This window comes from Bradyrhizobium sp. sGM-13, assembly GCF_018398875.1.
In the GTDB taxonomy this organism is placed as follows: Bacteria; Pseudomonadota; Alphaproteobacteria; order Rhizobiales; family Xanthobacteraceae; genus Bradyrhizobium.
Map to the genome: position 1 here is coordinate 1 of NZ_JAGWDK010000069.1, position 13,677 is coordinate 13,677.

The window sequence follows — 13,677 nt, forward strand, 5'->3', positions numbered from 1 at the left end:
GCTTCAGCCGAGCAACACGAAGCGAACAGATGAACGCAGACACCGCCAGTCGCAATCGTTGAGTAGCCAAATTCCCGAGGTTTGACGGCTAGATAACTTTCATAGCGAAGCCCCCGGAGATGATCTCTCCGGGGGCTCCTAGATCGCACGGATTGGGTACATCCGCCAACCCAACGATACTCTGCGCGACATATCGGCCCGCAATCGTGATCAATCCCGTCACCTACAGCAAGAAAACCAAGCCGACGGCCAGGCCCCTGCGTCAACGAACGCCTTGGCGAAACGAGCAGCGCCGCAGCAGCCGCTATGAACTCCCGCCGCTTCATTCTATCCTCATCGCACTTGAGGACGACTGGACGCAGGGTATCACGTTTCCATGGTCGTCGCACGCAGTGCGTTGCAAATGTTGCATTGCAAGTGCGGCGCTCCGCGCAGAAGAGCTATGGGTCAAAAATCGATTTCGAGCACCGGAGACAGCGTGAGGCCCTTCGGTCTTGAGATAGATTGCAATCTCCAACTTGGTCGGTTGATGAGGCGGAAGGTCAGTTTTTTGTACCGAACGTCGCGGCGGGCTACTATTGCCAAATTGAGACTAGGCGAGTGGCTCCGAATATGTCGGGTGTGACCCGGAGGAAGGTGGTACCTGTATCCGTCACCTTCGAGCCTCACTTTATAGTATCCTATGGAGTGATCAGAGTGCGACGGCGAGAATTCATTGGTGAAGTGGGATGTGTCATCCTGTTGCCGGTCGCCGCGCTGGCGCAAGCGGCCGGTAAGGTTTGGCGGATTGGTTCCGTCTCATCCAGCGCAGTGGCCGATCAATTGCTACACGCTCTCACGCAGAGACTCGCCGCTCTTGGCTATGTTCAGGGGAGGAACATCTTCGTAAGCAGTTTGACTGTGCCGCCGCAACCGAAAGCAATCGAGGGCGCAATCACGAGGCTGATCCCCGATATCGATATTCTGGTTGTTTGGGGCACCATTGGTGGAGCCGCAGCAAAGCGTATGACGTCTACCCTTCCCACCGTATTTCTGTCCGTCGGCGCTCCCGTCGATATTGGATTGGTTCAAAGTCTCGCTCACCCCGGCGGCAACATGACGGGGGTGACGTTTGAAGCGGCTACCGATACCTACGCCAAGCGATTACAGATGCTGAAGGAAATCGTGCCCACTCTCGAACGAGTCGCTGTTCTAGGCGCGCGTGGTGATCCGAACGTTCCGTTCGCCTTGGTATCGCTGGAGAAGGCCGCCCCTGCAATGAATGTCCAATTGATGCCGGTTTATGTCGAATCAGCGAACGATCTGCCGACCGCATTCGATCAAATGGTGCGAGATCACGTCAGCGGCTTGATCGTGGTTGCGGGCGGCCTCATGTTCGTAAATTCAAGATTGATTGCAGAGCTCTCACTTGCCTACCGCTTGCCATCTTGCCATGGGTTTAGGGAAACGGTTGTAGCAGGAGGCTTGATAAGCTTGGGACCCGATCTTTTTGCGATAGCCAGGCAGGGCGCTGTCTACCTTGACAAAATTCTTCGCGGAGCCAAGCCCGCCGATCTCCCGGTCGAACAACCAGACCGGTACGAGATTCACATCAACCTTAAAACTGCCAGAAGATTGGGTCTTGAGGTGCCCGCGTCGCTACTGGCCCGTGCCGATGAGGTGATCGAATAATTCTGCCTTCTCAGCCAACCATCAGTCTGCTGTGGCACTCAACCCAATTCCATCCGGACCCCCTTGCCGCCGTTGAGTAGCCGTTTCAGATGAAAGCCGGCGAGCGGATCATCCGAATGCATGCCGACCAGCGCCGCGAAAGCTGGCATCGCTCCTTGATCGCTGGCTTCGAGCCTAGCAAAGGCTTCGGAATAGCGAGCGGTGGCGGCCGTCGCAAAGGCCTCGGGCTTCAGCGGTTCATAGGCCCGAAGAGGTTCGCTCCGACCGCGTAAGATCAGGTCGCCGACCGGGCGCCCTCGGAAATTCTCCGCCGCATTTGCGATGGCCGAGCTAACGCAGATCCTGGTTCCCAGGATCTTATTGGCCGCTTCCAAGCGCGCCGCGGCATTGATTGTGTCGCCGTGGGCCGTGTAGTCGAAGAAGCGACTTCCTCCGAAATTTCCGACCAGTGCTGGGCCGGCGTGGACACCGATGCGGGTCGCTCCGAACTTTACACCCTTGGCTTTCCACCGCTCTCGGAATTCTTCCGCCCAATCGTCGAGAGCATGCGCGCAAGCGACCGCACGCGTGGCATAGTCGGGCTGATCGCCGGGCGCATTGAAGAGCACCTCGATCGCGTCACCAATGACCTTGGCCACCGTTCCTTCGTGTGCGAAGGCCACGTCGGTCATTCCGGTCACGTATTCGTTCAGAAGTTCCTCCAGGACCTTCGGTGCGGCAGCTTCGACCAGGGAAGTGAATCCGGTAATATCGGTGAAGATGGTCGCGACTTCGCGCCAGTACACCTCCATACCGTCGCCCCCGCAACTGCCGGCCGCAAGACGCTTGGCCAAATGAGGCGAGAAATAGCGCGATAGCGTTGCATGGGCGCGCTCCGCCTCGATCTGACGACGGCGGGTTTCCCGCAGCATCTCGACGTGCCGCATCGTCTTTTCGATTGTCGCTTCGAGGTCTGCGAACTCGATCGGCTTGGTGAGGAAGTCGAAGGCGCCGCGGTTCATCGCTATACGGATATTGCTCATGTCTCCGTACGCCGAGACAATGATGGTCGACTTCTTCTCGTCCTCTTGCTGAAGTTTTGCTAGAAGCGAAAGTCCGTCCATACGTGGCATGTTGATGTCGGTGACCACCAGATCGATATCCGGATGAAGCTCAATCAATTGCAGCGCCTCGACGCCGTCGCGCGCGAACATGAACGTTACGGCACCCCCGTGGATTTGCCTGCGGAACTTCTGCAGGACCAACTCCTCCAGGTCTGGCTCGTCATCGACTACGAGGATCGTGGCCGTCATGCCGCTTCCTCGAGCCTGGCATCGATTTCATGCCGCAACAGAGCGAAATCGATCGGCTTGGTCAGAAGACCCTCCGCGCCCCTCTCGATCGCCTTTTTTCGAGTTTCGGCATCGCCATAGGCCGTGATCATGATGACGGGAACGTCGGGCCGCCGGGTTCGCACTTCCGGCAGCATCTCCAGGCCGCTCATGCCGGGCATGTTGATATCCGAGAGGATCAAAATTAGCGTGGCATCCCGGATCTCCACGGCGCGCTGCAGCGCCACCGCCGCCGAAGGAGCAAACTCCATGAGGAATCGGCCGGCGCGCAGATCGCGCCGGAAGTGCTGGCGAAATAGGGCCTCCACGTCAGGTTCGTCGTCGACCACAAGAATGTAAACGCTCAATTTGCGCCTCCCGCTCTTGCTTGCGCCGCCAACGTCCGTGGCAGCGTAATAATAAATTCGGTAAACACGCCTGGTTCACTGAAAACGTCGATCTTGCCCCCATGCTGTTTCACCACGATGTCGTGGCTCATGGAGAGGCCAAGACCGGTGCCTTCGCCTGCGGGCTTCGTGGTGAAAAACGGATTGAAGATCTTCTCTCGGACCTCCTTGGGAATCCCCGTGCCGTTGTCCCGAATGCGTATCTCCACCTTATTGCCAAGACTCCTGGTGCTGGCGCTAAGGGTAGGCTCAAATCCGTCGCTTTCGGCTTGCTTGCGCTTGGCTGCTGCGTAAAAGCCGTTTGAAATCAGGTTCAGAAGGACCCGCGTGATCTCCTGTGGGTACACGTCGACCTCGCCCGCGTCGGGATCGAGATCGCGCTTGAGCGTGATGTTGAAGTCGGACTTCTCCGCGCGAGCGCCATGATAGGCGAGATTGAGGCTCTCCTCGACGATCGCGTTGATGTCCGCAGGACGACGTTCTCCCGATCCCGCACGCGAATGCAACAGCATATTTTTGACGATCGAATCGGCGCGTTTGCCGTGCTGCACGACCTTTTCGAGATTGCCTCTCAGCGTGTGCGTGAGGTCATCCAGCTCCTCGCGCACCACCTCGGCGAGCGGGGCCGACTTGAGCAGATCGTTCACTTCGTCGATCAGCTCGGTCGAGAGCGCCGAGAAGTTGTTGACGAAGTTCAGCGGGTTCTTGATCTCGTGCGCAATACCTGCGGTGAGCTGGCCGAGAGAGGCAAGTTTCTCCGTCTGAATCAGCCGGTCCTGCGCGGTGCGCAGTTCTTCGAGCGACTGCGACAATTCCGCCGTGCGTTCGCGTAACTCGCTTAGCAATCTCGCGTTCTCGATCGCGATCACCGCTTGAGTGGCGAAGTTTGCGACCAGTTCGATCTGCTTGTCTGTGAACGGCCTGACCTCCTGTCGGAAGATGGTAATCGTGCCGACTAGATCGTTCTCTTTGAGCATCGGAACGATCACCAGTGTTCGCGCACCAGCGAGGTCGGCGAGCGCTCGAACGCTGGGGTTCCCTTGAAGGTATGGCGGCTGCGTCCTGATGTCGGAGATGTGGACCGTTTGATGCGTCCGCTGGATTGTCGCGAGGCCACTCTCTGGGTGAGGACGAATGAGCTGGTAAAGCTGGATATCGATGTACGCCTTCGGGGCGTTGTACACCGCTACCGTTCGAAAGCCGTCGCCTTCATAAAGGGTCATGGTGCCGAAATGGGCTCCGCAGATCTGCGTTGCATTTTCCAGCATCTTTTCGAATACAGGCGCGAGATCGCCGGCCGAGGACGTGATCGTTTGGAGGACCTCGGAGGTCGCCGTTTGCTGCTGGAGAGACTCGCGCAATTCTGTCGTCCGCTGCTCGACCTTCTTTTCCAAGTCGGCATAGGATTCCTGCAGTCGCGCCCCCATGTCGTTGAACTGGTCGGCAAGCCCTTCCAGCTCGTCACCGGTCTTGATCGCGATACGTTGGGAGAAATCTCCGCCACCGATCCGCTCAGCGCCGCTGCGCAGCGTCTGGATTGGCCCAACCATGCGTCGGGCGAGAAGGACCCCGGCGAGTACGGCTAAGATCGAAGCGGCCAACAACACGATCCCTAGCCGCTGCAAGGCGACATAGAGCGAAGCATAGGCCTCCTCGAAAGGCAGCTCGACGAGCATCGTCCAGCCCATGGGAGCAATTGGCGCGGAGGCTGTCAGAACCTGTTGTCCGTGGATGTTCAGTGCGCCCTGCAACTCGTCCGCTGCGTCGTCAAGCCGGCCGGTCTGCGCGGCCTGGACCTGTACCAGCTTCGACATGTCGGTGTTACGTAGCACCAGACTAATGTCTGGATGTGCGATCAATCGGCCTTTTGAGTCGACCACGTAGGCGTGACCGTGCTGGCCGACCTTGATCTGGGAGACCACGTCCCAGATCAGCTTCAGGTTCACTTCCGCGATGCTGACCCCGGCGTCCTTGCGGGTGCCGGCGACCGCCAGGGTCATGTACGGCTCGGACTCTCGTCGGAAATAGACCGGCCCGTAATAGACCCTGTGCGCCATGGCCTCGGTAAACTTCGGATCCTTCGAGAGGTCGAGTCCGCTGTCGATCACGTCCATAGCCAGGCGCGATACACGCAGCCGCTCCCTACCGGTCGAATCCACCTGGGCCAGTTCCGTGACGGCCGGCACCTGGCGCAACAGCCGCAGCGCGTCAAATCGGCGTTGCTCGAGCGATCCCGCCGACCATGGCAACTGCGTCGTCCACCCGAGTTGGTTTTGGATCTCCTTGACGAATTGGCTAATCTTAGCTGCCGCGGCTTCCGCCTGTTCGCGTTGGATTCGAATCAGCGAGGTCTTGTGCTCGCGGTAATAGAAAAAAACCTCAAAAATTCCGTTTGTTACTAGCGCAACTCCGACGACCGCAACGAACAGTGCGACGTATTTGATGAACAGCCGACTCCGCACCCGCGAAGCCGACGAACCACCCAGTGGCGCAGCCGCGCTTGCGGGCGGCTGCGTCCCCAGTGTCCGATCTTGGGGCGTATCAGGGTGGAGCGAAATGCTCATCGTCTCATTCAATCACCATGTCCGCTCGAAGGACGACCGCCTCCGGTATCGACAATTTGAGCAACCTTGCAGTCTTCAGGTTGAGCACCAGCTCGAATTTAGTTGGTTGTTCGACTGGCATGTCAGCGGGAGCCGCACCTTTGAATATTCTGTCCACGTACTGCGCTGAACGCCTGAACATGATCGATAAACTTGGACCGTAGCTCGCTAACCCGCCGGCTTCAACAAACTCACTGATCTGGTAGATTGCGGGAATTGGAGCGGCCGCCGCCAAAGCGACAATCGTCAGCCGAATTGGATCGGCTAATACGAACACGGCATCGCTATTCTCTTTCTTGATATCCTGGAAAGCTCGCTCCAGCTCGGCGGGAGTCGCCGCGACAATGGGAACAGTTGATAAGCCGACAGCCTGCGCTGCGCTACGCGATACCTCGTACAATCCGGGATGAGTTGGATTTGAGGACATTAAAACAGCGATCTTTCTGGCATTCGGAAGAACAGCGCGTATCACGTCAAAAATCTTGGCAGTGGTGTCGCCGTACATATTGGCTAAGCCGGTTATATTCCCTCCGGGACGGGAAAAGCTCTTTACAAACCCAGACCCAATGGGGTCGGTCGCTGGTGTCATCACAATGGGGATCGTCGAGGTTGCCCGCTGCGCGGCGGCTATCGCCGGCGTTGCTATGGCAACGATCGCGTCGGGGTGAAGGGCTATGAGTTCATCCACCAAGGCCGGCAAGCGGTCGTTACGCCCTTCGGCCGCTCGCTTGTCGATAATAAGGTTCTTGCCTTCAGTATAGCCGAGAGTACTCAACTCTTGTCTGAACACTTCAAACAAGGTGAAGTCGGGGTACACGAAGCCGGGCGTTAGATACCCAATTCGCCAGGTTTTCCCCTGTTGTGACCACCCCACTTCCGGCCACGCGGCAGCGACACCGGCAAGAGCCACGATGAATTCTCGGCGCTTCATGAGTTTCCTCGCACCACTCCTTTAACAAGCGAGCTTTCGGTGTCACGCATACTCCTTACCCGCGCCTATCGGCATCGGCTTGGGGGCGGAGTGGGCGTCGCCGTACGTGTGACGGCGGCGGGTCTTCGGGTGAAATGCCCTGAGCCTGAGCCGTTGTGGCCGTCAAAACGACGGCAATCGAACACTGCGAAAAGCGCGCGAGAAATTGCCATTGTTCTCTCCCGTCAAGTTGCGACCGAGAGCCAATTGCGAGCAAAGAGGCTATGCCGCTCGAAACACTTGAGCAAGGACCAAAGACTTCGAGATGGGCGGCACAGAATTCCCGTTGCCGGGCGCCGATCCTGCTGCCTTCTGACGGCCATCCGGAGAATTACGGTCAGCAATGTTGCCAAACCTGATCACGTTGGGAGCGAGTGCGGACCGAATGACACCTCTCCCTTCAACTCACTCGACGATGCTGTCCGCCTGCAGCAACACCGATTCGGGGATTGTGAGCCCGAGTGCTTTGGCTGTGCGGAGGTTGATCATGAACCGAAAGGTGGCTGGTTGTTCTACGGGCATTTCGGCAGGGCGGGTCCCTTTGATGACTCTGTCGACGTAGTAAGCCGCTCTCACAAACATGCCCAAAATGTCCGGACCGTAGCTCATCAGCCCACCCATCTGGATGTACGTATCGACCTGATAAATGGCCGGTAAGAGAAATTTCAGAGATAGCTCCGGTATTGTTGGACGAGGAGGGTCTGCGAGAACGTACACCGCATCGCAGTTGGCCGATTTCATTGCCTTGAAGGCGGTCTCGAGGTCGTTCGGCGTCTCCGCCACAAACCGTTCAGCTGAAATTCCGATTGCCTCGGCACTGCGTTTTGCAACTTCAAACAAGGGTGGATGCGTCGGATTGTTGGAAGTTAGAACGCCGATCTTCCCGGCGTTTGGAAGCACAAGGCGGAGAAAGTCCAGCGTCTTTGCGGTCAGGTCGCCAAACATGTTCGCGACACCGGTGATGTTGCCACCCGGACGGGCAAAACTCTTGATGAACCCCGAACCTATCGGGTCGGTCGCAGGGGACATTATGATCGGAATCGTGGAGGTCGCCTTTTGCGCAGCGGCTATAGCAGGGGTGGCCTCGGCGATAATAACGTCAGGTTTTGAGCTAACAACTTCCCTGATAAGATCGGGCAAGATACCGTAGTTGCCCTTGCCTCTCGCACGTCGAGGATCAGATTCTTTCCATCTTCATATCCAAGTCCGCGCAGAGCGTCCCGCAACACAGGGACTGTTCGCAGCGCTGAGCCAGACCCCACGTAGGCGACGCGCCACGTTCGAGCCGGCTCGGCGGCGGCGCGGGCGCGCGCAAAAAGCAGTAAAGCAAAGCTGCCCGATAGAAGCTCGCGCCTCCTCATTCGATCACCTCATCGGCGCGGGCAAGCAGCGGCTCGGACACAAATAGCCCGATTTCCTTGGCTGCCTTGCGATTGATGACGAACTCGAATTTGGTCGGCTGATAAAAGGGGATATCGCCCGGCTTCGCGCCCTTGAGGATTTGATCAATGACGCGGGCGGCTTGGCGAAAAATCTCCACGAGATCGATCCCATATGTCATGAGTCCCCCGGCTTCAGCAAATGAGCGAAACGGGTAAATGGCGGGCAACCGATACTGTGCGGCCAGCTCGCTGATCAGTTGTCGTCTTGTGATGTGCTCCGGACTTCCATCGACAAACAGCGCCTCGGCACCTTCTTGCGAGATCCTAGAGAAGACACGCCGATATTCTTCCTCGCTCCCATCATCGACAAAAGATGGACCCACGACCTGGATACCCGCGTTCTCGGCAGTCTCTTGCATTGCGGCTCGTTCGGGGTTTCGTCGTACCGCCAGAATAGCCAGACGGGATGTTGTTGGAACGAGCTCCCTTAGAATCTGGATGCGTTTTGCCCAAAGCTCGAGACCGGCATCGACGGTAACGCCGGTGATATTTCCACTCGGTCGAGCGATGCTTACGACAATGCCGTGGCCGACCGGATCGCTGGTCATGGCAACAATCGGGATTGTTGACGTTGTCTCTTTGAGAGTGGCGACCAGCGAAACACTGATTGCAAAAACAAGATCCGGATTGCGGGCCGCAACATCGCGGGCGAGTGTGGGATAGCTGTCGACGCGCCCTTCCGCCGAGAAGCGCTCGATCACAAGATTATGTCCTTCGACATACCCGAGCTGCCGAAGTTCCCCGAAGAACTCGCGATAGTAGCGGAAGCGGCTGAGTTCGTTGAGTTCGGTTATCCGGTGCGACGGATGCATGATCGCGATCCGGTACATCTTTGCCGTTTGTTGTGCACGCGCAGTAAGCGGCAGCATGGATACTGCACCCAAGAGCGCAACGAACTCGCGCCGCTTCATTCAATCACCTCGTTGACCCGGGCTCATTCGATCACCTCATCCGCACTAGCGAGCAGCGTTGGCGGTAGAGCCAGGTTAAGTGCGTTCGCAACCTTGAGATTGATCGCCAGCTTGAAGCGCGTGGGCTGTTCGACGGGCAGGTCAGCGGGCTTTGCGCCTTTCAAGATTTTGTCGGCGTAACCGGCCGCTTTGCGAAAGAACTCGGGGAAATCCTGCCCGTACGACATCAAAAGCCCGTGGGGCACCATTTCCGCAATGACCGACCCTGTCGGCATCCTGTGCGCCAGCGCAGCCCTGCCGACTCGCTCGCGTTCATTGAACAGCATCGATCCCATCACAAGCGCGCCGTCGTACTTATCTTCCGCGATCGATGAAAACGCCGGCTCGATAGCATCCGGCGTTGGCACTTCGATAGGACCCGCCTCAAGGCTCAGGGCCTTCGCGGCGTTAAAGTATGGTGAGAGGTTCGCATTTATCGGGTCGTTAGGATCGATCAGTAGCGCCACGCGCTTGAGCGTCGGAACCGCCTCCTTCAAGAGACCTAACCGTTTGCCCGAAGTATCCAGCGTCATGATCGACAGTCCCGTCAAGTTGCCGCCTGGGTGAGCCAGGCTTTCGATCAGGCCGCTGCCGACGGGGTTAACGCCTAAGACGAGGACGATGGGAATTGCACTCGTCGCCCGCCTGAGCTCCATCGCGGCTCTTTGCGTCACGGCGATAATTACGTCGGCTCTTTCTTCGACGAGGTCCTTTGCGAACTGGCGAAACCTGCTGGGTTGCTCAGCGGGAAATCGGTGCAAGAACACGACGTTCTTGCCTTCGATATAACCAAGTTCGCTGAACGCCTTGGTCAGCACATCCAGATAGACCTTCTCTTCGTCAGCGCTGCCGGCGTGCCATAGGACGCCGATTCTACTCATTCTAGGATTGGCGAGACTTTGCTGCGCTCGTGAGAGCAAGGGCCAGACCGACGAAATTCCAACTAGCTGGATGAAGCCCCGCCGCCGCATTTCAATCACCTCGTCAGCTATGATTCAACTAAACGCCAACGTTCTGGTGCTCGCGATCTTTCGCTCTTCCCTTGAGCGCCAGCCGAAGTGAAGTGACCTGCACATCTGCAGACAACGACGGCACCTTACGAAACAGCGCCGCATCCGCATTGTCGAATACCTTCTTAGATTCTTTGACAGTGAACACCTCGAGGTGAGCATTGTCGATTCCGAAAAGAGGCCTCGCTAGTCGGGCCCCTCGCATTCGTCAACATCACTGACCGTAATTTTCGGGGGCCACGGCGCTCGCCTGAAGTGCCGGCGGTATCGCGTATGAGGCTCAAGCTTTTGAAAGGATCATTAATGAGATCGGCATCGAATCGGCGCACTCGTCCGTCGGCAGGTCAACTGCGTCCAGAAGCAAACGGCTTCCGCGCTGTGAAAAGGCCCGGCTCTCAAGAGCAGACCCGACGTCCACTCATCATCGTTTCGAGTGCGATCTTTAGCTGCTCTGGTGTACGCCGGATTTGCGAGGCAGCATTTGCGCCCGTAGCGAGTGCGCCCACCATCAAGACGTGATACTCTCGCCCCTGTCGTCCTCAAGGTGCGAGGAGGATCGAATGAAGCGGCGGGAGTTCATAGCGGCGACTGCGGCGCTGCTCGGTTCGCCACAGTGTTTGTGGGCGCAAGGGATGCCACGCCGAATCGGTTTCTTGAGCGCTTTCCTGAGTTCGCGAGGTCACGAAGCCTGGCGCAGCGGCCTACGCGAAAGGGGCTGGATTGAGGGCAAGAACCTGTTAGTCGAATATCGTCACTATGCCGAAACCCCGGATCGCCTGCCAACTTTAGCTGCCGAGTTGGTGGCCCTAACTCCCGATCTGGTAATTGCCGCCGGGCCGCAAGCAGCGGTAGCCCTGAAATCGGCAACGGCTACCATTCCGATTATATTCGTGGCCGTAGCCAATCCCGTGGCGATCGGTCTCGTCCAAAGTCTGTCGCATCCTGGTGGCAACGTCACAGGTCTCATGACCGTGGTGCCGGGAGAGTTCATAGCAAAACAAGTAGAAATCCTCCGAGAATTGATGCCCAGCGCCTCGAAAATTGCGCTCTTGGTCAATCCACGTAACCCAATGCACCAGTTGGCATTAGATGACGAGATGCCCCGCGCAGCGCGGAGCTTTGGCGTGGGTCTGGTGGCAGTTGAGGCGACCACGGCCGAGGGGCTAGACATCGCCTTTGCCTCGGCCGTCACCCAGCACGCCGATGCAATCGTTGTCTTTGGCGATGATCTGACCAATCACCAGGCCCCGCGAATTGTGGCGCTTGCAGCGAAACATCATCTCCCCGCGATTTATCTTTTCCGACAATTCGCCATCGGCGGATTGGTGGTCTATGGCCGCGATATAGTCGATCTGTATCGCCGTTTAGCCGGCTACGTCGATAAGGTTCTCAAAGGCACCAAGCCTGCCGATCTGCCGGTCGAGCAGCCGACCAAGTTCGAGTCGGTGATCAACATGAAAACTGCCAAAGCGCTCGGCCTCACGGTGCCGCCCTCGTTGCTCGCCCGCGCCGATGAGGTGATTGAATAGAGATACTGCTGTGGTGCGTGAACCCGGTCTGGCCAACTGAGACATTGGGCCGCGCCCAGTGAACCTTGGATCAGAGCTGATTCCGCCCACGTCAGCGGTAATCTTGTGAGCCGATACCGTGCTTCGTCCAGAGATTAGGCGCGGAGATGCAGCGACGTGAGTTCATAACAGGGATTGCTACAACCGCAGCAACCTGGCCGCTGCCGGTACGAGCGCAGCAACCTGGACAAAAACTTCGTCGTATCGGACACTTAATCGGCGGGACGCAGGCAGGGACATCGCGGGTTAGCATCGGGCTCATCGAGGGTCTGCGCGATCTGGGTTATATAGAGGGGCGCGACTACATCGTCGAGTATCGGTACGCCGAAGGACACTACGACCGATTTCCCGATCTTGCCGCCGAACTGGTTCGTTTGAACGTTGACGTGGTCGTATTGGGAACGCCTGCGGCTATTAGCGCGATGCGGAGGGCAACGAGCACCATACCGATTATCATGGCTGTGGTGAGCGATCCGGTCGGTAACGGCTTCGTCTCGAGCCTGGCGAGGCCTGGCGGCAATATCACTGGCCTTGCGACCTCCCATGAGATAACGACCACAAAGCAGCTTGAGCTACTGTCGGAGATTTTGCCGAGGCTTTCGCGTGTCGGGATTCTCGCCAACCCGAATAGCCCAACTGTACCGAACGTAGCGGGAGCTATGGCAGCGGCTCGGCAGGCTGTCATTGACTTAATTCAGGCGTACGCACGAAACGCAGACGAAATCGACGCAGCCTTCGTCAAGCTTTCCCACGAACGCGTCGAAGCGGTTGTCGTTATACCTGATGCCGTCTTTGCCTTGCATCGCAGGCGAATTGCTGATCTCGCCATGAAGGCCCGCCTGCCGACGACGTTCGGCCATCGGGAATACGTAGTCGATGGGGGAACCTTCAGCTATGGCGAGGATATCAAAGATTTCCTCCGCCGGTCGGCGGTTCTTGTCGACAAGATTTTCAAGGGTGCTAAACCCGCCGATTTGCCGATCGAGCAACCCACCCGTTTTTTTCTGACTGTGAATCTCAAGACGGCGAAGTTGATTGGATTAAACCTTCCCGAGTCATTCCTGTTGCGCGCCGACGAGGTCATCGAATGAACGGAGCACGTCACCTGCTGGCCCATCTCAGACGTCAGGCCCTGATACCGTTTGATGCCATTTTTGGTTCATCGCCCGTTCGCAAGGTGTTAGATTAGATTTTGAGATGAACTAAATGAGCGTGTCCGGATGCAGCGGCGCGAGTTCATAGCAGTTCTTGGCGGCATGGTGGCAGCTTGCCCGCTTGCCGTGCGTGCGCAGAAATCGTTGCCCCGGATTGGGTGGTTAGTATTTGGCGACGCCAAAAAAGTAGGACCAGTCGATCAGTCGTTGAAGGATGCACTCGCACAGGCCGGGCTCCTCGATGGCCGCAACATCGAAATCATCTTCCGCTATGCCAACGGTATGCCGGATAGGCTTGCGGAATTGGCCACCGAACTTGTCGCGCAAAGGCCAAACCTTCTGCTCGCTGTCGGCGGTGATGTTATCAAGCCCCTGTTTGAGGCAAGTAAAGGTAGCGTACCCATCGTCGGTGGCGTTAGCGATAGCCCTATCCGGTCGGGACTTGCCGTGTCACTTGCTCGACCAAGCAAGAACTTCACCGGGATCACGTTTCTTACGGATGAAATGGCGGCGAAGCGGATAGAACTGCTCAAGCAAGTGGCACCCAACGTCAGGAAGGTTGCGGTGATATTCAATCCGCAGCATTTCGATG

At 57.6% G+C, this 13,677-nt stretch carries 10 protein-coding genes and 1 pseudogene; 4 read left to right on the forward strand and 7 right to left on the reverse strand.

The annotated features are described in order from the left end of the window. Window positions 1-696 precede the first annotated feature (696 nt). Window positions 697-1,671, forward strand: coding sequence for an ABC transporter substrate-binding protein (locus KJQ96_RS36650; protein WP_213290961.1), 975 nt, complete (start codon window positions 697-699; stop codon window positions 1,669-1,671). A gap of 38 nt (window positions 1,672-1,709) precedes the next feature. Here KJQ96_RS36650 and KJQ96_RS36655 read toward each other — a convergent pair whose 3' ends face one another. From KJQ96_RS36655 to KJQ96_RS36685, 7 genes and pseudogenes are all read right to left on the reverse strand, one after another. Next, window positions 1,710-2,963, reverse strand: coding sequence for an adenylate/guanylate cyclase domain-containing protein (locus tag KJQ96_RS36655; protein ID WP_213290962.1), 1,254 nt, complete (start codon window positions 2,961-2,963; stop codon window positions 1,710-1,712). Next, on the reverse strand, window positions 2,960-3,349 hold the full coding sequence (locus KJQ96_RS36660) for a response regulator (protein ID WP_213290963.1): 390 nt from the start codon (window positions 3,347-3,349) through the stop codon (window positions 2,960-2,962). Before KJQ96_RS36660 ends, KJQ96_RS36655 begins: the two co-directional genes overlap by 4 nt. Then, on the reverse strand, window positions 3,346-5,952 hold the full coding sequence (locus KJQ96_RS36665; RefSeq protein WP_213290970.1) for an ATP-binding protein: 2,607 nt from the start codon (window positions 5,950-5,952) through the stop codon (window positions 3,346-3,348). Before KJQ96_RS36665 ends, KJQ96_RS36660 begins: the two co-directional genes overlap by 4 nt. Before the next feature lie 4 nt (window positions 5,953-5,956). Continuing rightward, entirely contained in the window at window positions 5,957-6,922 is a 966-nt protein-coding gene (locus tag KJQ96_RS36670) for an ABC transporter substrate-binding protein (RefSeq protein WP_213290964.1), read from the reverse strand. A gap of 444 nt (window positions 6,923-7,366) precedes the next feature. Next, a pseudogene (locus KJQ96_RS36675) lies at window positions 7,367-8,107 on the reverse strand (ABC transporter substrate-binding protein); the annotation flags it as partial. 211 nt (window positions 8,108-8,318) lie between these two features. Further along, a complete protein-coding gene (locus KJQ96_RS36680) occupies window positions 8,319-9,314 on the reverse strand; it encodes an ABC transporter substrate-binding protein (protein ID WP_213290966.1) in 996 nt (331 codons plus the stop codon). Between the two features lie 23 nt (window positions 9,315-9,337). After that, window positions 9,338-10,324, reverse strand: coding sequence for an ABC transporter substrate-binding protein (locus KJQ96_RS36685; RefSeq protein ID WP_213290967.1), 987 nt, complete (start codon window positions 10,322-10,324; stop codon window positions 9,338-9,340). Window positions 10,325-10,923: 599 nt separating this feature from the next. Here KJQ96_RS36685 and KJQ96_RS36690 point away from each other — a divergent pair. From KJQ96_RS36690 to KJQ96_RS36700, 3 genes are all read left to right on the forward strand, one after another. Then, on the forward strand, window positions 10,924-11,892 hold the full coding sequence (locus KJQ96_RS36690; protein ID WP_213290968.1) for an ABC transporter substrate-binding protein: 969 nt from the start codon (window positions 10,924-10,926) through the stop codon (window positions 11,890-11,892). Window positions 11,893-12,038: 146 nt separating this feature from the next. Next, window positions 12,039-13,022: an ABC transporter substrate-binding protein gene (locus tag KJQ96_RS36695; protein WP_213290969.1), complete on the forward strand. Its 984-nt coding sequence runs from the start codon at window positions 12,039-12,041 to the stop codon at window positions 13,020-13,022. 129 nt (window positions 13,023-13,151) lie between these two features. Continuing rightward, on the forward strand, window positions 13,152-13,677 hold a 526-nt coding region (locus tag KJQ96_RS36700), incomplete at its 3' end, for an ABC transporter substrate binding protein (protein ID WP_305830993.1).